This is a genomic window from Streptomyces spinosisporus (genome assembly GCF_022698145.1).
GTDB classification, from domain to species: Bacteria; Actinomycetota; Actinomycetes; order Streptomycetales; family Streptomycetaceae; genus Streptomyces; species Streptomyces spinosisporus.
Window position 1 is genome coordinate 133053 of record NZ_JALDAX010000013.1, and the last position, 21824, is coordinate 154876.

Genomic DNA, 21824 nt, shown 5'->3' on the forward strand with positions numbered 1-21824 from the left:
CCAAAGCGCCCCTTATCTCCCCCTATGTCCAGGAGCGATCCATGCGCACCCAGAGCCGACGACGGCCACCGCGAGCAACGCTCGCCATGGCCGCCGCAGGGACGCTGCTCGCCCCGCTGCTCTCCGGCTGTTGGGTCGGGGCGGGCGGGTCCGGTTCCGGCGGCAACTCCATCAACGTCCTGATGGTCAACAACCCGCAGATGGTGGAGTTGCAGAAGCTCACCAAAGCGAACTTCACCAAGCAGACCGGCATCAAGGTGAACTTCACCGTCCTGCCGGAGAACGACGTCCGCGACAAGATCAGCCAGGACTTCGCCAACCAGGCGGGCCAGTACGACGTGGCGACGCTCTCCAACTACGAGATCCCCATCTACGCCAAGAACGGCTGGCTGCACGAGATGAACTCGTACGTCGCCAAGGACGCGGCGTACGACGAGCAGGACGTCCTCAAGCCGATGCGCCAGTCGCTGACCGCCGACGACGGCAAGCTCTACGGCCAGCCCTTCTACGGCGAGTCGTCCTTCCTGATGTACCGCAAGGACATCTTCGCCGAGAAGGGCCTGAAGATGCCCGCGCACCCCACCTGGGACCAGGTGGCCGACCTCGCCGCGAAGGTCGACGGGGCCAGGCCCGGGATGCACGGCATCTGCCTGCGCGGCCTGCCCGGCTGGGGCGAGGTGATGGCGCCGCTGACCACCGTGGTGAACACCTTCGGCGGCACCTGGTTCACCAAGGACTGGAAGGCCCAACTGGACTCCCCCGCCTTCAAGAAGGCGACCCAGTTCTATGTCGACCTGGTGCGCAAGCACGGCGAGTCCGGTGCCGCGCAGTCCGGTTTCGCCGAGTGCCTGAACAACATGACCCAGGGCAAGGTCGCCATGTGGTACGACGCCACGTCCGCGGCCGGCTCGCTGGAGGCCAAGGGCTCCCCCGTCAAGGGCAAGCTCGACTACGCGCCCGCCCCGGTGGAGAAGACCGACAACTCCGGCTGGCTCTACACCTGGGCCTGGGGCATCCAGAAGGCCTCCCACAACCCCGACAAGGCCTGGAAGTTCGTGTCCTGGGCGTCCAGCAAGGGCTATGAGCAGCTGGTCGGCGAGTCCAGCGGCTGGCCCAACGTGCCCGCGGGCAAACGCGCCTCGACCTACGCGAACGCCGACTACCGCAAGTCGGCGGCGTCCTTCCAGGAGATGACGAAGGAGGCCATCGAGAGCGCGAAGCCCAACAATCCGGGGGTGCAGCCGCGCCCCGCGCCCGGCATCCAGTTCGTCGGCATCCCCGAGTTCACCGATCTCGGCACCAAGGTCTCCCAGGAGATCAGCGCGGCCATCGCCGGACGCCAGTCCGTCGACTCGGCCCTGAAGAAGTCCCAGAAGCTCGCCGAGAAGATCTCGAAGGAGTACGAGGGGCGATGACAGCCACGACTACGGCTCCGATAGCCGCAACTCCCGTACGTACCAAGGGCGCACCCCCCGCCCGACTGCGCGCCTGGGCCACCCGTGCCCCGCTGCTGCCCGCCCTGGTCTTCATGATCGTGGTGACCCAGCTCCCCTTCGTGGCCACGCTGGTGATCTCGTTCTTCGACTGGAACGCCCTCTACCCGAAGGCCCGTCACTTCACGGGCTTCGACAACTACCAGGAGGTGCTGACCGACGCGGATCTGCGCCACTCGGTGTGGACGACCGTCCTGCTGACGGTGGCGGTGGTGGTGGCCTCCCTGGTCCTCGGCCTGGCGCTCGCCCTGATGCTCGACCGCAAGTTCCGCGGCCGGGGCGTGGTCCGCACGCTGCTGATCGCGCCGTTCCTGGTGGTCCCGGTCGCCGCGGCCCTGCTGTGGAAGCACGTCCTCTACAACCCCGAGTACGGCCTGCTCAACGGCCTGTTGCACTACGTCGGCGGGCCGCAGCCGGACTGGATCTCCAACACCCCGCTGCTCGCGGTGGAGGCCTCCCTGGTCTGGCAGTGGACGCCGTTCATGATGCTGATCCTGCTGGCCGGCCTGCAGAGCCGCGACAGCCAGCAGCTGGAGGCCGCGCGGGTGGACGGCGCGAGCGACTGGCAGATCTTCCGCCATCTGACGCTTCCGCACCTGCGCCGCTATCTCGAACTCGGCGCGCTGCTCGGCTCGATCTACATCGTGCAGAACTTCGACGCGGTCTTCACGATCACGTCCGGCGGCCTGGGCACCGCCAACCTGCCCTACACCGTCTACCAGAGCTTCTACCAGGCCCATGAGAACGGCCTCGCCTCGGCCGCGGGCGTCCTGGTGGTCATCGGCTCGATCATCATCGCGACCTTCGCGCTGCGCGTGGTGTCGTCCCTGTTCCGCGAGGAGGTGTCCCGCGCATGAGTACCGTCGCCGCATCGGCCCGCCCCCGCCGCAGGGGAGCCGGCATCGGCCTGGTGGCCTGGCTGGTCGGGATCGTCTTCTTCCTGCCCATCGCGTGGATGGCGCTGACGTCCTTCCACTCCGAGTCGGACGCGGCCACCAACCCGCCGTCCTTCGGCGCCGCCCTCACCCTGGACGGCTACCGCGAGTTCTTCGGCTCCGGCGGCGGCGCGAGCCCCTGGCCGGCGCTGATCAACTCCGCGGTGGCGTCGGTGGGTTCGACGATCCTGGTGCTGCTGCTCGCCCTCCCGGCGGCGTACGCGCTCTCGATCCGCCCGGTGAAGAAGTGGACCGACGTCCTGTTCTTCTTCCTGTCGACGAAGATGCTCCCCGTCGTGGCGGGCCTGCTGCCGATCTACCTGTTCGCCAAGAACACGGACATGCTGGACAACATCTGGCTGCTGGTCATCCTCTACACCTCCATGAATCTGCCGATCGCGGTGTGGATGATGCAGTCCTTCCTCGCCGAGGTCCCGGTCGCGGTGATCGAGGCGGCGCAGATCGACGGCGCCCGGCTGCCGGTCATCCTCGCCCGCGTGGTGGCGCCGATCGCGCTTCCGGGCATCGCGGCGACCGCCCTGATCTGCTTCATCTTCAGCTGGAACGAGCTGTTGTTCGCCCGGGTCCTGACGGGCGTGGTCGCCGAGACCGCCCCCGTCTTCCTGACCGGCTTCATCACCAGCCAGGGCCTGTTCCTGGCGAAGGTGTGCGCCGCGTCGCTCGTCATCTCCCTGCCGGTGCTCGCCGCGGGGTTCGCCGCCCAGGACAAGCTGGTCCAGGGCCTGTCGCTTGGAGCCGTCAAATGAAGGCCGCCGTCATCGAGTCCGTGGGCCGTGCCGTCGTCACCGAGGTCCCGGACCCGACGCCAGGGCCCCGCGAGGTCGTCGTCGAGGTCGCGGCCTGCGGTCTGTGCGGCACCGATCTGCACATCCTCCAGGGCGAGTTCGCGCCCAAGCTGCCGATCGTGCCCGGACACGAGTTCGCGGGTCAGGTGGTCGGCGTCGGCACCCAGGTCACGGAGGTCGCGATCGGCGACCGGGTGGCGGTCGACCCGTCGCTGTACTGCTACGAGTGCCGCTACTGCCGTACGGGGCACAACAACCTCTGCGAGCGGTGGGCCGCGATCGGCGTGACCACGGCCGGCGGCGCGGCCCAGTTCGCGGTGGCGCCGGTGGCCAACTGCGTGAAGCTGCCCGAGCACGTGCGCACCGAGGACGCCGCCCTGGTGGAGCCCCTGTCGTGCGCCGTGCGCGGCTACGACGTCCTGCAGTCCCGCCTCGGCGCACACGTCCTGATCTACGGCTCGGGCACGATGGGCCTGATGATGCTGGAGCTCGCCAAGCGGACGGGCGCGGCGAGCGTGGACATGGTGGACCTGAACCCGGCCCGTCTGGAGACGGCCCGCACGCTCGGGGTGTCGGCGTCCGCCGCCACCCCGGACGAGCTGGACCGCCCGCAGGGCTGGGACCTGGTGATCGACGCCACCGGCAACGCGGCCGCGATCCAGGACGGCCTGGACCGCGTCGCCAAGGCGGGCACCTTCCTGCAGTTCGGGGTGGCCGACTACGCGACGCGCGTGACGATCGACCCGTACCGCATCTACAACCAGGAGATCACCATCACCGGCTCCATGGCCGTGCTGCACAGCTACGAGCGGGCGGCCGAGCTGTTCGCGAACGGCGTCCTGGACCCGGAGATCTTCATCAGCGACCGCCTCCCGCTGGACCGCTACCCCGAGGCGCTGGACCAGTTCGCGTCCGGGGTGGGCCGCAAGATCGTGGTGGTTCCGTAGGTATTGGCCGGGAACCGGGCCGGGGGTGTGCGGCTCCCCCGAATGATCGAAGGGTAAGGGAACGGTAAAGCGCCCTCGCTCGTTCAAGGGGCATGACAGCTATGACCCCCGGCTCGAACATCCCTCTTCCCACCGCCCGCGTGACGGTGGACGTCGCCGCCCCGGTGCGGCTCGACGTATCGGGCCTGCTGCTCACCGGCGACGGCAAGGTGCGCTCCGACGACGACTTCATCTTCTACAACCAGCCGAGCGGCCCGGGCGTGACCTACCGCTCGGGCGGGGGTGCGGCGCCCGACGCGATCGTCGTCGACACCGCCGCCGTCCCCCCGGGCATCGAGAAGATCGTGGTGACCGCAAGCCCCGACGCCCAGGGCCAGACCTTCCAGGGCATCGAACCGACGGCCACGATCCGCAGCGCGGACGACAACAGCGTCCTGGCCACGTTCACACCCCCGCAGCTCGGAGCGGAGACGGCCCTGGTGGTCGTCGAGATCTATCTGCGAAACGGCCAGTGGAAGGCCCGCGCGGTCGGCCAGGGGTACGCCAACGGCCTGGCGGGCATCGCCACGGACTTCGGGGTCACGGTCGAGGAGCCCGCCGCGCCGGCCGCCCCCGTGGCACCGCCGCAGCCCACGGTGCAGACCCCGGTGACGCCGCCGGCCCCGCCCCTGTCCACCACGCCGCCGCCTCCGCAGGCCCCGCCGGCCGCCGCGGCCCCCGCCCCCGGCACCGGGAAGATCAACCTCGACAAGGGCCGGGTCAGCCTGCAGAAGAACCAGACCGTGTCCCTGGTCAAGGGCGGCCGTCCGCTGCTCAGCCAGGTCAAGATGGGCCTGGGCTGGGAGCCGGCCTACGGCGGCAAGGACATCGACCTGGACGCCTCGGTCATCGCCTTCGGCCCGCAGCGCAACCACATCGACAGCTGCTACTTCGGCAAGCTGTCCATCCTGAACGGCGCGATCAAGCACTCCGGCGACAACCTCACGGGCGAGGGCGGTGGCGACGACGAGGTGATCGCGGTCGACCTCGGCCGCATCCCGCCGGAGGCGACGGGCCTGGTCTTCACCGTGAACTCCTTCTCCGGGCAGAAGTTCACCGAGGTCGCCAAGGCCTACTGCCGCCTCCTGGACGCCGCCACCGGCGAGGAGCTTGTCCGCTTCGACCTCACCAACGCCGAGGCCCAGACGGGCGTGATGATGGCGAAGCTGATCCGCCAGTTCTCCGGCGAGTGGGAGATGACCGCGATGGGCGACTTCGTCAAGGCCCGCACGGTCCGCAACATGGTCAAGCCGGCCGCCCAGGCCCTCTGACCGAGTACGACTACGCGCGCAGCCCCTCCGTCAGCAGTGACAGATACCGGCGGAGGTGCTGCGTGCCGCCGTTGGCGAGTTCCGACGCGGTCGACACCCCGTGGGCCAGCCGCAGTACGTCGACCGGCTCGACATCCCGCCGCAGGGTCCCCTCCTGCTGGGCGGCCTCCACCAGCCGCTGCGCGGCCGACTTCATATGGGTCGCGCAGGCGGTGAGCGCGGCATTGCTCCCGTCCGAAACGGCCGATCCCAGCAGGGACTTCAGGCCGCGGACCTCGATCGTGCCGAGACAGACCTCGTAGAGCCACTCCACCAGCGCCTCACCGGGCGCCAGCTTTCGCGCGAGTTCGTCCGCGCGGCTCCCGAGCGCCTCGATCGCGTCGACGTAGACCGCCTCCAGCAGGGCCTGGCGGTTCGGGAAGTGCCGGTACAGCGTGCCGGAGCCCACCCCCGCCCGCTTGGCGATGTCGTCGAGGGACGCGCTCTCCCCGTGCTCGGCGAAGGCCTCGGCCGCCACCTTCAGCAGCCGCTCATAGTTGCGCCGAGCGTCCGCTCGCATGGGCTTGACCTGCGCCATTCAGATACTCCTTGCGAACCGGGGACTCTCTCCGTATTTTAGCGAGAGTTAAACGGAGACAGTCCCCGGTTATCTCCGCGGTCAACCTCGCCTGCCCATGATCCGTTGCTTCGTGCTGCCCGCGCGCACCCACCGGGGACCTCGAAACGGGAGAACTCCATGTCCACCCCGTCCACCGCCACCGAAGCACCCACGACACCACAGCACCCCGCCGGGCTCGGCACCGTCCTGCTCGTCATCGTCACCGCCTACCTGATGGTCGGCGTCGACTCCACCGTCGTCAATGTCGCGCTGCCCGACATACAGCAGGACCTCGGCTTCACCCGCACCGGTCTGTCCTGGGTCCTCAACGCCTACACCCTCGCCTTCGGCGGACTGCTGCTGCTCGGCGGACGCGTCGGAGACATCATCGGACGCCGCCGCACCCTCACCACCGGCGTCCTGCTCTTCGCCGGCTCCTCCCTGCTCGGCGGACTCGCCACCGACAGCGCCTGGCTGCTCGCCGCCCGCGCACTGCAGGGCATGGGCGCCGCCCTCGTCGCACCCAGCACCCTCGCCCTGATCACCGGCACCTTCCCCGAGGGCCCGCGCCGCCACCACGCCCTCGGCATCTACTCCTCGACGGCCGGCATCGGCGCCTCCGTCGGCCTGGTCCTCGGCGGCATGCTCACCTCCTGGGCGTCCTGGCGCTGGGCCCTGCTGATCAACGTCCCGATCGGCGCCGTGGTCGCGTTCGCCCTGCCCCGCTCTGTCACCGAGACACCGCGCCACGCGGGCCGGTTCGACGCGGCCGGCGCCCTCACCGGCACGGCGGGCATGACGTCGCTGGTGTACGCCTTCATCCGGGTCTCCGAGGCCGGCTGGAGCGACACCTGGGCCCTGCTCGGCTTCAGCACGGCGGCCGCCCTGCTCGCCGGATTCACCCTCGTGGAGTCCCGGGCCGGCCAGCCGATCATGCCGCTCCGGCTGCTGTCCGACCGCAACCGCGCGGGCGGCTACCTGGGCGTACTGCTGCTGCCCGCGGGCATGTTCGGCGCCTTCTACTTCCTGACGCTGATCAGCCAACAGGTGCTGCACTACAGCCCGTTGCGCGCCGGGTTCGCCTTCCTGCCGATGACGCTGGCGATGTTCGTCACCGTCCGCTTCGTGCCCCGCCTGCTGGCCAGGACCGGCGCCAAACCGCTGCTGCTCACCGGCATGGGCCTGCTCGTCACCGCGGCCGCCTGGCTGTGGCGCCTCGAACCGGGCGACGGCTACGCGTCCGGCCTGCTCGGCCCGCTGCTGCTGATCGGCATCGGCGTCGGCCTGAGCTTCATGCCGCTGAACGCGACCATCCTCGCCCGCGTGGAACCCCGTGAGGCCGGTGCCGCCTCCGGCCTGCTGCAGACCCTTCAGTGGCTCGGCGGCACCCTCGGCCTCTCCGTCCTGGTGACCGTCTTCGGCACGGCGACCCGGCACGCCTCGGGCACCCCGGCCGAGATCCTCACCGAGGGCTCGGCGCGCGCGTTCGGCGTCGGGGCGCTGATCGCCCTCGCCGCCCTGCTGGTCTCGGCGTTCGTGATCACCGGGCGGCGCGGACGGACCGTCTAGAACAGCGCGCTGTAGGCGTTGAGCGCGGGCTGGCCGCCCAGATGGGCGTAGAGCACCGTGGAGTCCGGGCCGATCTCGCCGCGCTCGACCAGGTCGACCATCCCGGCCATCGACTTCCCCTCGTAGACCGGGTCGGTGACCATGCCCTCGGTGCGGGCGGCCAGCCGCATCGCGGCCAGCGTGGTCTCGTCCGGGATGCCGTAGACCCCGGCGTGATAGCGCTCGTCCAGTTCGACGTCCGCCTCGGTCAGCTCACGCTCGACCCCGATGAGCCGGGCGGTGTTCCGGGCGATCCGCGCGATCTGGTCGCGGGTGGCGGCGGGCTTCGCCGAGGCGTCGATGCCGATCACCCGGCGCGGCCGTCCGCCCGCCTCCTCCAGCGCGGCGAACCCGGCGACCATGCCCGCCTGGGTGGAGCCGGTCACCGAGCACACCACCACGGTGTCGAAGAAGACCCCGAACTCCCGCTCCTGCTCGGCGACTTCGTACGCCCATCCGGCGAAGCCGAGGCCACCGAGCGGGTGGTCGGAGGCGCCGGCCGGGATGGCGTACGGCGTGCCGCCCGCTTCCTCGACGTCCCTGAGCGCCTGCTCCCAGCTCTCCTTGAAGCCGATGCCGAACCCGGCCTTCACCAGGCGTACGTCGGCCCCGGCCAGCCGGCTGAGCAGGATGTTGCCCACCTTGTCGTAGACGGAGTCCGGCCAGTCCACCCAACTCTCCTGCACGAGCACGCACTTGAGCCCGGCGCGGGCGGCGACGGCCGCGACCTGGCGGGTGTGGTTGGACTGCACCCCACCGATCGAGACGAGTGTGTCGCAGCCCTTGGCGAGCGCGTCGGCGACCAGGTACTCCAGCTTGCGGGTCTTGTTCCCGCCGTAGGCGATGCCGGAGTTGCAGTCCTCGCGCTTGGCCCAAAGCGAGGCGCCGCCGAGACGCGCGGTCAGCCGCTCCAGCGGATGCACCGGCGACGGGCCGAAGAGGAGGGGGTAACGCTCGTACGAGGAAAGGGACATGAGTCCTCCCGGGGTCGGGATCAGTCGTCGTCGGCGAGGTCGGCGAGAGTGCGCCAGATCTCCGCGGTGACACGGACCGCCTCCTCGGCGTCACCGGCGGCGCAGGCATCGATCAACCGCTCGTGCAGTCCGGCCGAACGGCAGGAGCTCTCGCCGAAGCGACGTCGCTCCAGGCGGCGGATGAGGGGGGTGTAGCGGGCGATGGTGGCGGCCGCCGCGCCGTTGCCCGCGGCCTTGACGAGCACGTCGTGCAGTGCGTCGTCGGCCCGCAGGGCCCCGTCGACGTCCCCCGCGCCGACGGCCGTGGCGAAGCGCTCGTTGGCCACGCGCATGGCGCGAACGCCCTCGGTGGTCAGCCGGGGCACCCCGGTCCGCGTGACCAGCTCGTGCAGGGCGCCGACCACGGCCGCGGCGTCCCGTACGTCGGCGGTGACCAGCGGGGTGACGCGGGTGTAGCTCTGCGGCTTGCTCTCCAGCAGCCCTTCGTCCACGAGCCGCGAGAACGCCTGCCGCACCGGCGCCCGCGACAGCCCGAGCCGCTCGGCGAGCTCACCGTCCCGCACCACCGCACCGGGTTCGAGCTCCCCGCCGACGATGGCGTCACGGATCACCTCGTAGGCGCGGTCCCGGAGGAGGGTGCGCCGGACGGGTCGTATGGCCTCCATGAACTGAAATGTTAGATGTCAGTCTCGTCGAGGGACAAGAGCCGGAGACGGACAAGGGCGTGGCCCGCACCCCCGTGAAGTGCGGGCCACGCCTCGGTGCTCAGACCCTCAGACCGCCCAGGGCCAGTCGGCGTCCCGGGCCGCCTCCAGCAGCGGCACCATCCGGAAGGCCGCGTCCGAGAGGCCGCCGAAGGTGTGCCGGTTCGCCGTGCCCGACGGGCCGTGGCCCGCGCGGTAACCGGCGAGGTTCCAGGTGTAGACCGGCACCCGCGACGGGACCTGCTCGGTCGGGTCGCCGTGGTGGCTGTAGCTGTACTGCTCGTCGGTGACGATCAGCACCCGGTCGTGCCCGCGGTAGTGCCTGCGCACCGCGCCGGTCGTGTCCGTGCCGCCCAGGTCGCCGAAGCGGTCGAGGATCTTCAGCACGGACTCACCCTTGCGGTACCTGATCCGGTTGCTCGTCGAGCCGAACTCGACGAGGTCCGCGTTCGCCGCCCGCAGCGCGAGCGCCGTACCGAAGACCGCCGCCGCGTCGGCCCGGCTGAGCTCCGTGCGGTCGGACATCCGCGAGTAGAACATCGAGCCCGAGCGGTCCACGAGGACCAGCGTCCGGCCGGGCAGCGCGGGCACATTGGCCAGCGAGTGACCGAGCGCCTGCTCCAGCGGGTACGACCAGCGCAGCGAGGGCGCGTGCCGGTACGCGGCCAGATACCGGAAGGGGAACTGCCGCGAGCGCGCGACCTCCGCCGGGTCGCTGATCTTCGCCGCGACCCGGGCTGCGACCTCGTCGGACACACCGGCCTCGTCGAAGTTGCGCAGGTTGCGCACCAGTGCCATGGCGCCCATGGACGGAATGACGGCCTCCCACGCCGCCCTGTCCATCGGCCCCCGCAGCCACCCGGCCAGCGCCTCCCAGGTCATCCCGGCGGCGGCCAGCCGCTGGGCGCCGCCCTCGGAGGTCACCACCGCGCGCCGCTCGGCCGACGGCACCGCCATGAGCGCGCGGTGCGCGGTCAGGACGCGGCTCGACGCGGGCGGCACCGCGGTGTCCGGGTTGTGCCGGCGGTCCAGGGCGTACTGGAACAGCTCGCCCTGCCACGGCTTGTCCGGGTCCGGGGCCGCGTGCACCAGGTTGAGGATGTCGCCGAAGCGGTAGCCCTTGGACGCGGTGTCGTACTTCAGCAGCGACTTGCCGCTGTAGAGGCGTCGCACGGCGTCGGCGATCCCCCGCTTGACGGGCTTGGGGACGCTGCGGCCGTACCTCGCCGTCCAGTACCCGAGCAGTTCACCGGGCTCGTCGGGGCGCTGCAGCACCGAGGCCACGACCTGCCGGTTCGACGGCCCGTCCGTCGTGCCCGCGTCGAGGCGCGCCTTCACGTACTCCGCGGCGCCCACGATCGAGGCGGTACGGAGATTGCCCTCGCCGCGCAGCCAGCGGAGCAGGCCTGCGGTCCAGTCCGGGTCCTCGACGGCGAGCTCGCGCACGAGGCGTGCGAAGCGGTCGTCGCGGTCGGCGCCGGTCTCGTAGAAGGCCTGCTGCGACACGAAGTTGGCCACCGCGAGGAGAAAGAGCTCGGAACGCGTGTCCCGCTCACGGCCGCGGCCGCCCTCGTACGTACGGAGCACTCGGCCCGTGGAGGTGACCCGCGAAACGGGCTGCGCCTTCGCGCCCTTGCGATTGAATCGCGCCATGGTGAATTCCCCCGAATTCCTTGCTGTTTCGGAGGGAGGCGCAGCAAAGGGAAGGTGCCCGGAATCGAGAGCAGACCCGCGCTCCGGACACACACCTTGAACTGCGCCTCCCGAGATCAAGTCGGCTGCGGCATCGGATTTTCTTTGCGAAAGAAGTAGCCGCGGCCCGCGCACCGGGAGGTGCATGAAGTTGTAGATGTCCAGAGATCGAGGTCGGCGGAACCGACGTAGGTGCTCTAACCCCTGAGCTACACCGGCGAGTTGTACCGGTGGCGGGACTCGAACCCGCGGCCGCCCCATTATGAGTGGAAGTAGGTCCTGCCTTCGCACCTGGACGTTTCTCACTCTAGGAGGCGGGCCGCGGAACTCGCGAACCAATTAATGCATCAACGCTTCTGACGCTTCCACGGCCCCGTGATGGCCAGCATGATCCCGGGGGTCTGGATGTTGGCGTACAGCGTCTTTCCGTCGGGCGAGAAGGTGACCCCCGTGAACTCGCTGTACTCCGGCTCCTCCTCGGTGCCGATGTTCAGTTCGTTGCGGGCGATGGGGTAGGTGCGGCCGCTGTCGGTGGCGCCGAACAGGTGCTGCAGTCCCTCGCCGTCCTCGGCGATGACCAGGCCGCCGTACGGGGAGACGGTGATGTTGTCCGGGCCGTCGAAGTTGCCTTCCTCGGACGGGTCGGGGTTGACACCGATGAGGACCTTCAGGGTCAGGGTGCGGCGCTTGGGGTCGTAGAACCAGACGGCGCCGTCGTGCTGGACGGGGCTCTCGTCACGGGCGTAGGAGGAGACGACGTAGGCGCCGCCGTCGGCCCACCACATGCCCTCCAGCTTGCGGGCGCGGGTGACCTGGCCGTCGGTGAACTGCTTGCGGACGGAGGTGGTCCTGGCGTCGCGGTCGGGGACGGTCACCCAGTCGACGCCGTAGACCGTGCCGATCCTCGTGGCGCGGGAGAGGTCGTCGACGAACTTGCCGCCGGAGTCGAAGCACTTGAAGGCCTGGAGGACTCCGGCGTCGTCGGCGAGGGTGCGCAGCCTGCCGCGGCCGTGGTGGAAGTGCTCCGGCGGGGTCCAGCGGTACAGCAGGCCGTTGGGGCCGGACGCGTCCTCGGTGAGGTAGAGGTGGCCGCGCCTGGGGTCGACGACGACGGCCTCGTGGGCGTAACGGCCCAGCGCCTTGATGGGCTTGGGGTTGCGGTTGGCGCGGCGGTCGGCGGGATCGACCTCGAAGACGTAGCCGTGGTCCTTGGTGAAGCCGTTGGTGCCGGCCTTGTCCTCGGTCTCCTCGCAGGTCAGCCAGGTGCCCCAAGGGGTGTTGCCGCCCGCGCAGTTGGTGGCGGTGCCGGCGATGCCGACCCACTCGGCGACATGGTCGCGGCGCACCTCGACGACGGTGCAGCCGCCGGCCGCGGCGGGGTCGTAGACGAGGCCCTCGGTGAGCGGGACCGGGTGGGGCCAGTCGGCGCGGGGGCCGGCCAGCTCGTGGTTGTTGACCAGGAGGGTGGCGCCGCGGGGGCCGTCGAAGGTGGAGGTGCCGTCGTGGTTGGAGGGGGTGAACTCGCCCGACTCCAGCTTCGTCCTGCCGCTGTAGGTGATGACGCGGTACTTGAACCCGGCGGGGAGGGCGAGGATGCCGTCGGGGTCGGGCAGCAGCGGGCCGTAGCCGACACCTACGTGTCCGTGTCCGTGTCCCGGCCTGCCGTCGGCACTCTCGGTGTCCGTGGACGCAAGGGCGTTGGGGGCGGTGGCGAGGGCGCCGACGCTGCCCGCCAGAGCTACCCCGGCACCGGTGACCGCGGATTTTCTGGCGAAGTCCCTGCGGGTGAGCGACATGGTGTCTCCTGTGACGGTGGATGTGCCGTGGAGGGTGGCGGACCTCGGGTCGGCGCCACCGTCCCGCCCACATCTGAACGGAGCCTGAACACAGGGCGACACTTGCGGACCTGCTTCCATGAATCCGTACGCAACGCACCACGGGAAGCAAAAATCCGTACTGCTGCGGGGCTCAACCCCCTTGCTGCGACCGCGCCTTGAACGCCGCCTTGCGGGCCTCCTTCGCGATGCGCTTGTCCGGGTGGAGGCGGCCCATGGCCTCCAGGACGTCCGCCGTGGCGGGGTGGTCGACGCGCCAGGCGGCCGCGAAGAAGCCGCCGTGCTGGGCGGCCAGACCCTGCACCAGGGCCCTCAGTTCCTCGGAGTTGCCCTCGGCGGCCAGTTGTGCGGCGATGGTGTCGATGGTCAGCCAGAAGATCATCGCTTCGGAGGGCGCCGGTACGTCCGCCGCTCCGTGCTCGGTCAGCCAGACGCGGGCGAGTCCGCCCAGTTCGGCGTCGTCGAGGACCTCCCGCAGTGCGGGTTCGGCCTCGGCGCCGACGAGCGAGAGCGCCTGCTGGCAGCGCAGCCGGCGCAGCGGTGCCCCGCCGTCCGCACCCCGAGCGGCGGCCAGCAACTCCCGTGCCGCGGCGAGGGGTTCACGGCGCGCCATCCACAGTTCGGTCTCGGCCTGGGCGGCCCGCTGGGGGAACGTCGCCGTCCCGTCGAGCAGGACGTCGGCCCCCTTGTCCGCGAGGTCGCCGACCGCGGGCGCCGCGAACCCGGCCTCCAGCAGCCGGGAGCGCAGCCCGTACAGGCCGAGCGGGGTGAGCCGCACCATGCCGTAGCGCGCGACGTCGGTGTCGTCCGGGGGCGCGAGTTCCTCGGCGGCGGTGTCGGCGTCGGCCATCAGCGCCTCGTCGACCGGCTGGAACTCCACGAGCCCCACCGGCTCCAGGAGCCGGAACTGGTCGTCCAGCCGCATCATCGCGTCCGACACCTGTTCCAGGACGTCGTTGGTGGGCTCGCCCATGTCGCTGGGCACGATCATCGAGGCGGCGAGGGCGGGCAGCGGCACGGGCGAGTCCCCGGGTCCGTCCTCGCTGACGGTGAGCAGGTACAGATTGCCGAGGACGCCGTCGAGGAACTCCGCCTCCCCCTCCGGATCCCACTCCAGCCGGGAGAGGTCGATCTCGCCGTCCTCGTCCAGCGCGCCCTCCAGTCCCTCCAGGTCGGGCACGCTCGCGTCGGCGAGGACCGTCTCCAGGGCCTCCAGCCAGACGGTCAGGACGTCGTGCGGCGAGCCCGAGGTGAGCAGCGCCAGGTCGTCCCCGGCGGCGACGGTGCCCTCGTCCTCGTCGGTGACCCGGACGAGCCCGGTGTCCAGGGCGACCCGCCATGCCTCGCTCGCGAAGGCCGCGGCGTCGTCGCCGATCAGCCCGAGCACCTCGGCCGCGGCCGGCAGCTGCTCGTCGACGAGTCCGCCCCCGGCGTCGACCCGGGTCTCGGGCCCGGCCCAGCGGGCGAGCCGTGCGGCCCGGGAGAGCAGCGGCGTGGACAGGGCGTCCCGCGCCAGCTCCGCTTCGGGGTGCAGGCGCACCGGCGGCAGGGGGGAGCTGTCTGACATCGGCTGGTTCTCCTCGGGCGTGTCGTACCTCAGCCGCTCAGCCTAGACGGATTTCGCCCCATGCCGCCCGGTTCATCTCCCGGACAGCACCCGTACATGGCCGAAACCTTGACAAGTGGCCTGACCGCGCAGGAGATTGACGCGCGTAGAAATACGGCGGACAGCTGTTCACCGGAGCTCTACGCGCGTCGCCGCCGCCCCACCGGTCGCGGACGCGAGACCGTCCACGCACCACCCTCGTCCCGGCGCCCACGCACGTCCCCGGAGGGATTTCCGTTGCCGAGCAAGTCTTCCGCGCGTCTCGCCGCGCTCACCGTCGCCGCCGTCTGTTCCGCGGCGTCCACCGTCGCACTGACCGCGCCCGCGCACGCGGACACCGTACGCATCCATGACATCCAGGGCAGCACGCGCACGTCCGCGTACGCCGGCCAGAAGGTCACGGACGTGCCCGGGATCGTCACCGGAGTGCGCACCTACGGCTCCTCCAGAGGCTTCTGGATCCAGGATCCGAACCCGGACGACGACCCGGCCACCAGTGAGGGCGTCTTCGTCTTCACCAGCTCCACCCCGAAGGTCGCGGTCGGTGACTCCGTCACGGTCACCGGCACGGTCTCCGAGTACGTCCCCGGCGGCACCTCGTCCGGCAACCAGTCGCTGACCGAGATCACCAAGCCGGTGATCACCACCGTCTCCACCGGCAACACGGTCCCGGCTGCGACGCTGATCGACGCGAGGTCGGTGCCCTCGCGCTACACACCCGCGGGCGACACCGCGGCGAACGGCTCGATCAACGGCCTGACCCTGCAGCCGAAGAAGTACGCCCTGGACTACTACGAGTCCCTGGAGGGCATGAACGTCCGGGTCGCCAATACCCGCGTGGTCACCGGCACCGACCCGTACACCGAGCTGTGGGTCACGGTGAAGCCGCACGAGAACCCGACCCGCCGCGGCGGCACGCTCTACGGCTCCTACGACGACCAGAACACCGGCCGGCTGCAGATCCAGTCGCTGGGCGCGACGGCCGACTTCCCGGTGGCGAACGTCGGCGACACGCTCACCGGCACCACGGCCGGCCCGATGGACTACAACCAGTACGGCGGCTACACCCTCGTCGCGAACGAGATCGGCGCCCTCAAGAGCGGCGGCCTGCAGCGGGAGACGACACGGAAGCAGTCCCGGAGCGAGCTCGCGGTCGCCACCTACAACGTCGAGAACCTCGACCCGGCCGACGACACGTTCGCCCAGCACGCCTCCGCGATCGTGAACAATCTGAAGTCGCCCGACATCGTGTCCCTGGAGGAGATCCAGGACAACAACGGTGCGAAGGACGACGGCACGGTCGCCGCCGACGTGACGGTGACCAAGCTGATCGACGCGATCGTCGCGGCGGGCGGCCCCAGGTACGACTGGCGCGGTATCGACCCGGTCAACGACCAGGACGGCGGCGAGCCCGGCGGCAACATCCGCCAGGTCTTCCTCTTCAACCCCGAGCGGGTGTCCTTCACGGACCGCGCGGGCGGCGACTCCACCACCGCGGTGGGCGTCACCAAGGTGCACGGCAAGGCCCGGCTGACGGCCTCCCCCGGCCGGATCGCCCCGGCGGACTCCGCCTGGGACAACAGCCGCAAGCCGCTGGCCGCGGAGTTCGTCTTCCACGGCAGGACGGTATTCGTGATCGGCAACCACCTGAACTCCAAGGGCGGCGACCAGGGTCTGACGGCGGCGTACCAGCCGCCGGCGCGCAGTTCGGAGACCCAGCGGCACGCGCAGGCGACGCTGGTCAACGCCTTCGTCAAGGACATCCTGCACGTCCAGAAGAACGCGGAGGTCGTCACGCTCGGCGACATGAACGACTTCGAGTTCTCCGGCACCACGAAGATCCTCGAAGACGACGGCGCCCTGTGGTCGGCGATCAAGTCGCTGCCGAGGAGCGAGCGTTACACCTACGACTACCAGGGCAACCAGCAGGTCCTGGACCAGATCCTGATCTCCCCGTCGATCCGCCGCGGCCGTGGTTTCGACTACGACTCCGTGCACATCAACTCGGAGTTCCACGACCAGATCAGCGACCACGACCCGCAGGTGCTGCGGTTCCGTCCGTGAAGTTCGGTCCGTAAGGTTCGGTCCGTAGGGCCGTGACTCCCGCTTGCTCAGGGCTGGTCGAACACGCCGTTCAGCCAGCCCTGCCAGGCGGTCTCGCACTCCTTGATGTCGGTGCCCGGCGTGAAGTCGTGCAGGGAGATGCCGACCGGGTGGCCCCAGTGGTTGCGCCCGAAGACACGGGTGAGACCGCGATCGGTGCGCAGCCCGATGAAGTACGGGTTGCGGAAGTCGACGACGGCCTCGAACGCGTCCGGGCCCCGGACCGTCAGGCGCGTGCCGGCGGCCATGTCCTCGCCGACGCCGAGCGCCCGCCCGACGACAGCGAGCGCGTCGAGCGCCTTGGACGCCTCGGGCCCGTCGAAGGTGGCGAACGCGGCGGGCCGGGGCGCGAAGTGGACCAGGTACTCGCGCAGGGTGTGCAGATAGAAGTCGGTGTGCTTGGCGGCGCCGTCGTACTGGTTGTCCCAGTCGTCGACGAAGATGCCGCTGTGCACGTACCGCACCCAGGCCCGGCGTCCCTCGTCGCGGGGCTCGATCGTGTAGTCGAGCTGGTTGAGGGTCTGCTCGGAGATGCCCTTGACGTCCTCGACGCGGTTGGTGTAGCGGTGCGGCGGGTCCCAGGCGGTGACCTCGGACCCGAAGGGCCCCTTGCCGCCGACCCGGGGCTCCGGCGGCTCCATCGGCCACAGATAGCCTCCGGTTCCGCTGGTGACCGCCTCCCATACCTGCTCGGGGGTGGCGTCGACCTCGAACTCGCGGGCGATCTCGAATTCCTTGGACATGGCGGGCTCCTGACTACTCCGGCTCGGTCTGGTCGAGCTCGCTCTGCTCGAGCTCGGTCTGCTTGAGGGTGGGATGGACGGCCACGACGATCCGGTGCGCACGCCCGCCCTCGGCGTCGGGGGCGTCGTACTTGCGGATCAGCGCGGTGACCCCGGCCGTCAGCTCCTGCACGAACGCGGCCCGGTCGGCGGCCGAGGCGAAGCGCACCTCGCCGTCGAGCGCGTACGTCGCCAGCCGCTTGCGGGCCTTGGCGGCACCGGTGATCAGCGCGCCGACGTCGCTCACCAGACGGGCGCCGAGGGCGAGCAGCCAGCGCGCGGACAGCTGGTCCCGGAAGCGGTCGGGGTCGGGCTGTACGGCGGAGAGGGCGAGCGGCGAGATGACGTACGACGCGGCGGTCGCCCGCATCAGCCGCTCGGTGACATTGCCCTTGCGGCGCTCCCCGGCGAGCTCGACCAGGCCGTGCCGCTCCAGCGCCTTGAGGTGGTAGTTCACCTTCTGGCGGGGCAGCCCGACCTGGCCGGCCAGCATCGCCGCCGACGCGGGTCCGGCCGTCAGCTCGGCGAGCAGCCGGGCCCTGATGGGGTCCAGGGAGACGGCGGCGGCCTCGGGGTCCTCGATCACGGTGACGTCCAGCATGGGTCCACCGTCTCACCGAAAACTTTTTTTGTCCAGACGGTTCAGACTTTCGGTGAGTCTCGCCGAAGCAGTAGGTCTCAGCCGGGGAGCAGGCCCAGCGCGTGCTGGTAACGGCTGACCGTGGTGCTCTTCAGGCCGGGCCAGGTCTGGACGCGGTGCCACTGCTGCGTCGACGAGCCGATGCCGTCGCCGGGTGCGGCGAGGGCTTCGAGGTGGGCGCGGGCGCTCTCCCACTCCGCGTAGTTGAGGACGCGGGTGCCGTCGGTGCTCAGATGGAAGTGGGCGGAGATGCCGCCGGGATGCGGGGTCGGCTCGCTCTCCAGCGCCTCGAAGACGGCGTCGACCCAGGCGCGCTGCCGGTCGGGGTCGGGGCCCTCGAACTCGATGTCGACGATCACGATGCAGCCGGGGACCCGCGTCTCGCCGTCCCTGACGCCGCTGCGGTAGCGCCGGTAACGCCCCAGTCCCAGCCGTTCGATGCCGGGCACGGCGGTGTCGATCGCGTCGACGCGCTCCTGACGCTGCGTCTTGACGAAGGCCTCGTAGGCCGCTTCGCCGGTCCACTGCGAGTGGTGGAGCAGGGTGGAGGCGTCGTCGCCGGTGTAGACGTGGTAGCCGAGCAGATCGTCGGCGGGCCAGGGGCGGCCCTGCCAGGTCTCCGCTATCGCCTCGACGGTCTGCCGCTGGCGCAGCGGGGTGCCCACGCGCCAGGTGCTGAAGAAGGGTGCTCCCACGCGCGGGTCGGTGAGGTCGGGGTGGGCGTCGGTACGGCGGGTCATACGAACCTCCGGTGGGCGGTGACCGATCGGTGTACCGCCCACCCTTCAACCTCAACCTCGATTCAGGTCAAGCCGCGCCTCACTTCTTCGGATGGCGCCGGCTGATCACCACGACCGCCACCAGGGTCGCGCCGATGACGAGGGTGGGCCGCGGATGCCGCATCGCCGCCTGCACCACCGGCCGGGCGGGCCACGGCATGCCGCGCTCCGCCCGGTGCTGCAGCTCCTGCCCCGTCGACTGCGCCGTGTCCTGGGCCGAGTGGCCGGTCCGCAGCGCCCGCTCGTGCGCCCGGTGCCCGGCCTTCGCGGCGTTGTCGTGCATCCGGTGGCCGGCCTTGGTGGCCTTGTCCTGGACCTGGTGGCCCGCCTTGGTGGCCCTGTCCTGGACCTGGTGACCGGCCTTGGCGGCCCGCTCCTGCATGGTGTGGCCGGCCTGTGCGGCGGTGCTGCGCAGTTGCACGGTCATGGCTCCGGCCTTGTCCCTGAGGTCGGCCGCCCGGGCCCGCGCCCGCCCCTTCACATCCATCTTGCCCGCCAACTCCTCCACTGTCGCACCGAGTTCGCTGCGTGTGCGCTCGATCTGCCGGCGCAACTCGTCGGGCCCCTTGGCGCCCGTCGCGGCCTTGTCCGTCATCGGTGTGCCCTTTCCTTGATCTCCTCGACATCGGCCTTGACGCTGCCGAGGGTCTCCTCGGGCGTGGGGGGAGTGGCCCGGCGCAACTGGGCGCGGCCGGTCATGGCGAGCACGGCCGCGATCACGAACAGCACGGCCGTCACGATGAGTGCCGCGGCCCAGACCGACAGCGCCAGCGAGAGGGCGGCGACGGCCGTGCCGGCCGCGGCGAGCAGGCCCGCGTAGGCGAACGCGCCCGCAGCGCCGAGCAGTCCGCCGCCGAGTCCGGCGCGCTTGCCCTTGGCGGCCATCTCCTCCTTGGCGAGGGCCACTTCTTGCCGTACGAGCCTGGAGAGCTGTTCTGTGGCCTGCCCGACCAGCTCGCCCACCGAGTGGTGCTCGTCGTGCACAGGCCCGGGGTGCATGGTCCCGGTCACGGCGTCGCCTCCTGTCGTGTTCCGCTCGTCTGCCTCTCGTTCGGAACACCCCGGGTACCCCGGCTCTCCTGCGCTACCCCTGCCTGCCCCGGCCGGGTCCGTGTTCGCCCAGCCGGGCCAGCTGGGTCTGGAACCAGTCGAGGCGCGCCTGCAACAGGGCTGCCTCCGCGACGAGTTCGGGCACCCCGAGCCCCTCGGCGCCGGGCACTGCGGTCGGCCGGTCCGGGTCGCCGCCGCCCGCCACCACCCGCAGCCCCTCCCCCGCGAGCCGCGCGAACGCCGCGAGCGAAACGGACGTACGAGCGCGGACGCAGCCCGCGCAGGAGGGCGCGAGCCCGCGCCAGCCGGGCCGGCCCCAGCCCGCGTCGGCCAGCGCCACGGCGACCGCGCCGCATGCGCAGGGGCCGACCGTGGCGACGCGCACCCGCTGGCGGGCGGAGCGGAAGCCGCGCTCGAAGCGGATGTAGGCGCCGAGGACGGAGACCTCCAGCAGAACGGCCGCCCGGTGCTCGGTGGTGCAGAGCATCGCCTCGGCGACCGCGCGGTCGTGCACGCAGTGGAACCCGCAGGCGCAGCGGCGGTGCGGTGCGCGATGGCGCAGGCCGTAGACGCACGCCGCGTCGGCCAGGACGCCGTACGGCAGCGCGCCGCCCAGCGACACACCGGTGAACCCGGCCCGGGTGCCGTCCTGGGACAGCACCGGGTGGGCGATCTTGTATCCGGTCGGCGGCTCCGTAGGGCGTTCCTCCGGAAGCCGCAGTCTCATCGGGCCGCCGGGACCTCTTCGGGGGCCTTCAGTTCCGTGGTCTCCTCGGGGAGTTCGATCTCTTCGGGTTCCTGGACCGATGTCTGCGGCTGCTCCTCCGCGACTCCCGTGGCGAGTGCCTTGCCGAGCTTCATGTCGCCTCCCATGACGCACTGCTGCCGCTCTCCGACCCGACCATGGTGACCCATGAAGGGCCTCTTTGGACATAGGGCCCGTCACCGGCACCCATCTCGAAGCCTTGCTTAGCAATACGTCGTAGAAGAATTAAGTGGAGCTTCACCGTCGCCGTCCCGACACTGCTGACATGACGACTGCCGTTGACACGACGACTGCCGCGGCCGGTGCCACCCCCTTCGGCCGCGCCCTGTGCGCGATGGTCACTCCGTTCACCGAGGACGGTGCGCTCGATCTGGACGGTGCGCAGCGGCTCGCCGCGGATCTGGTCGCGCGCGGGTGCGACGGGCTGGTGCTCTCGGGCACCACGGGCGAGTCGCCGACCACCACGGACGCCGAGAAGGCGGCGCTCGTCGAGGCGGTGCGGGAGGCGGTGGGCGGGGCGCCGGTCGTGGCCGGGGTGGGGACCTTCGACACCCGGCACACGGTGGAGCTCGCCCGCGCGGCCGAGAAGGCGGGCGCGGACGGCCTGCTGGTGGTCAGCCCGTACTACAGCAGGCCCCCGCAGGACGCGCTGGAGGCGCACTTCCTCGCGGTCGCGGACGCGGTGGGGCTGCCGGTGGTGCTGTACGACATCCCGGGCCGCACCGGCACACGCATCGAGGCGGACACGATGATCCGGCTCGCCGCCCACCCGAGGATCGTGGCGGTCAAGGACTGCTCCTACGACTTCCTGGCCGCCCAGAAGGTGCTCGCCCGCACCGACCTGGCGTACTACGCGGGCTGCGACGAGCACAACCTCGCCCTGTACGCGGTGGGCGGCGCGGGCTACGTCAGCACCGTCGCGAACGTCGTCCCAGAGCAACTCCGCGCGGTGCTGGACGCGTTCGACGCGGGCGACACCCCCGTCGCCGCCCGCCTGCAGCAACGCGCCACCCCGCTCATCGAGTCGATGATGTCCTCCGGCCTGCCCGGCACCGTCACCACGAAGGCCCTGCTCCACGAACTCGGCCACCCCGCCGGCCCGGTCCGCGCCCCACTGCAGCCCGCCGACCGCGCGACGGTCCACGGGCTGCTGAGGGAGTACGAGCGGCTGGTGGCCCACTGACTGGACCGGCCGG

At 70.9% G+C, this 21824-nt stretch carries 21 protein-coding genes; 8 read left to right on the forward strand and 13 right to left on the reverse strand.

The window, feature by feature from the left end; genetic code table 11:
* The first annotated feature begins 41 nt into the window (after positions 1–41).
* The 5 genes from MQN93_RS29745 to MQN93_RS29765 all read left to right on the forward strand — a co-directional run bounded on the left by MQN93_RS29745 (position 42) and on the right by MQN93_RS29765 (position 5491).
* The gene (locus tag MQN93_RS29745; protein WP_016436172.1) at positions 42–1415 is read left to right on the forward strand and encodes an ABC transporter substrate-binding protein; all 1374 of its coding nucleotides are present in this window, start codon (positions 42–44) and stop codon (positions 1413–1415) included.
* On the forward strand, positions 1412–2350 hold the full coding sequence (locus MQN93_RS29750; RefSeq protein WP_016436171.1) for a carbohydrate ABC transporter permease: 939 nt from the start codon (positions 1412–1414) through the stop codon (positions 2348–2350). Before MQN93_RS29745 ends, MQN93_RS29750 begins: the two co-directional genes overlap by 4 nt.
* Positions 2347–3195 carry a carbohydrate ABC transporter permease gene (locus MQN93_RS29755; protein ID WP_016436170.1) on the forward strand — a complete coding sequence of 283 codons (849 nt, stop codon included), beginning with the start codon at positions 2347–2349 and terminating at the stop codon, positions 3193–3195. Before MQN93_RS29750 ends, MQN93_RS29755 begins: the two co-directional genes overlap by 4 nt.
* A complete protein-coding gene (locus MQN93_RS29760; RefSeq protein ID WP_016436169.1) occupies positions 3192–4181 on the forward strand; it encodes a zinc-dependent alcohol dehydrogenase family protein in 990 nt (329 codons plus the stop codon). Before MQN93_RS29755 ends, MQN93_RS29760 begins: the two co-directional genes overlap by 4 nt.
* 101 nt (positions 4182–4282) lie before the next feature.
* Entirely contained in the window at positions 4283–5491 is a 1209-nt protein-coding gene (locus MQN93_RS29765; RefSeq protein ID WP_242712066.1) for a TerD family protein, read from the forward strand.
* Between the two features lie 10 nt (positions 5492–5501).
* Here MQN93_RS29765 and MQN93_RS29770 read toward each other — a convergent pair whose 3' ends face one another.
* Entirely contained in the window at positions 5502–6068 is a 567-nt protein-coding gene (locus MQN93_RS29770; protein ID WP_016436167.1) for a TetR/AcrR family transcriptional regulator, read from the reverse strand.
* A 159-nt stretch (positions 6069–6227) separates the two neighbouring features.
* Between MQN93_RS29770 and MQN93_RS29775 the strand changes: the two genes are divergently transcribed.
* Positions 6228–7658, forward strand: a complete 1431-nt coding sequence (locus MQN93_RS29775) for an MFS transporter (protein WP_242711975.1) — start codon at positions 6228–6230, stop codon at positions 7656–7658.
* On the opposite strand, the gene MQN93_RS29780 is transcribed toward MQN93_RS29775, so the two are convergent.
* The 5 genes from MQN93_RS29780 to MQN93_RS29800 form a co-directional block, all read right to left on the reverse strand.
* Positions 7655–8671: a 1-aminocyclopropane-1-carboxylate deaminase gene (locus MQN93_RS29780; protein ID WP_242711976.1), complete on the reverse strand. Its 1017-nt coding sequence runs from the start codon at positions 8669–8671 to the stop codon at positions 7655–7657. The two genes, MQN93_RS29775 and MQN93_RS29780, sit on opposite strands and share 4 nt — an antisense overlap.
* A 20-nt stretch (positions 8672–8691) precedes the next feature.
* Positions 8692–9336, reverse strand: a complete 645-nt coding sequence (locus MQN93_RS29785; RefSeq protein ID WP_242711977.1) for a GntR family transcriptional regulator — start codon at positions 9334–9336, stop codon at positions 8692–8694.
* A gap of 108 nt (positions 9337–9444) precedes the next feature.
* Positions 9445–11028, reverse strand: coding sequence for a TROVE domain-containing protein (locus MQN93_RS29790; protein ID WP_242711978.1), 1584 nt, complete (start codon positions 11026–11028; stop codon positions 9445–9447).
* A 386-nt stretch (positions 11029–11414) separates the two neighbouring features.
* Positions 11415–12863 carry an alkaline phosphatase PhoX gene (locus MQN93_RS29795; protein WP_242711979.1) on the reverse strand — a complete coding sequence of 483 codons (1449 nt, stop codon included), beginning with the start codon at positions 12861–12863 and terminating at the stop codon, positions 11415–11417.
* A 172-nt stretch (positions 12864–13035) separates the two neighbouring features.
* The gene (locus MQN93_RS29800; RefSeq protein WP_242711980.1) at positions 13036–14469 is read right to left on the reverse strand and encodes a hypothetical protein; all 1434 of its coding nucleotides are present in this window, start codon (positions 14467–14469) and stop codon (positions 13036–13038) included.
* A 276-nt stretch (positions 14470–14745) separates the two neighbouring features.
* Here MQN93_RS29800 and MQN93_RS29805 point away from each other — a divergent pair, with 276 nt between their 5' ends.
* On the forward strand, positions 14746–16572 hold the full coding sequence (locus tag MQN93_RS29805) for a DUF8508 domain-containing protein (RefSeq protein WP_242711981.1): 1827 nt from the start codon (positions 14746–14748) through the stop codon (positions 16570–16572).
* 47 nt (positions 16573–16619) lie between these two features.
* On the opposite strand, the gene MQN93_RS29810 is transcribed toward MQN93_RS29805, so the two are convergent.
* The 7 genes from MQN93_RS29810 to MQN93_RS29840 form a co-directional block, all read right to left on the reverse strand.
* Positions 16620–17354, reverse strand: coding sequence for an SRPBCC family protein (locus tag MQN93_RS29810; protein WP_242711982.1), 735 nt, complete (start codon positions 17352–17354; stop codon positions 16620–16622).
* A gap of 13 nt (positions 17355–17367) precedes the next feature.
* Entirely contained in the window at positions 17368–17994 is a 627-nt protein-coding gene (locus MQN93_RS29815) for an ArsR/SmtB family transcription factor (protein WP_242711983.1), read from the reverse strand.
* Positions 17995–18071: 77 nt separating this feature from the next.
* Positions 18072–18773 (reverse strand): antibiotic biosynthesis monooxygenase, encoded by a 702-nt coding sequence (locus MQN93_RS29820; protein ID WP_242711984.1) that lies wholly within the window; start codon positions 18771–18773, stop codon positions 18072–18074.
* Between the two features lie 79 nt (positions 18774–18852).
* Positions 18853–19407, reverse strand: a complete 555-nt coding sequence (locus tag MQN93_RS29825; protein WP_016436156.1) for a DUF3618 domain-containing protein — start codon at positions 19405–19407, stop codon at positions 18853–18855.
* Positions 19404–19823: a phage holin family protein gene (locus tag MQN93_RS29830; RefSeq protein WP_016436155.1), complete on the reverse strand. Its 420-nt coding sequence runs from the start codon at positions 19821–19823 to the stop codon at positions 19404–19406. Before MQN93_RS29830 ends, MQN93_RS29825 begins: the two co-directional genes overlap by 4 nt.
* A gap of 73 nt (positions 19824–19896) precedes the next feature.
* The gene (locus tag MQN93_RS29835) at positions 19897–20589 is read right to left on the reverse strand and encodes a hypothetical protein (protein ID WP_016436154.1); all 693 of its coding nucleotides are present in this window, start codon (positions 20587–20589) and stop codon (positions 19897–19899) included.
* On the reverse strand, positions 20586–20723 hold the full coding sequence (locus MQN93_RS29840) for a hypothetical protein (RefSeq protein WP_016436153.1): 138 nt from the start codon (positions 20721–20723) through the stop codon (positions 20586–20588). Before MQN93_RS29840 ends, MQN93_RS29835 begins: the two co-directional genes overlap by 4 nt.
* A 170-nt stretch (positions 20724–20893) precedes the next feature.
* On the opposite strand from MQN93_RS29840, the gene dapA reads away from it, so the two are divergent.
* Positions 20894–21811, forward strand: a complete 918-nt coding sequence (gene dapA, locus MQN93_RS29845; protein WP_242711985.1) for a 4-hydroxy-tetrahydrodipicolinate synthase — start codon at positions 20894–20896, stop codon at positions 21809–21811.
* Positions 21812–21824 lie beyond the last annotated feature (13 nt).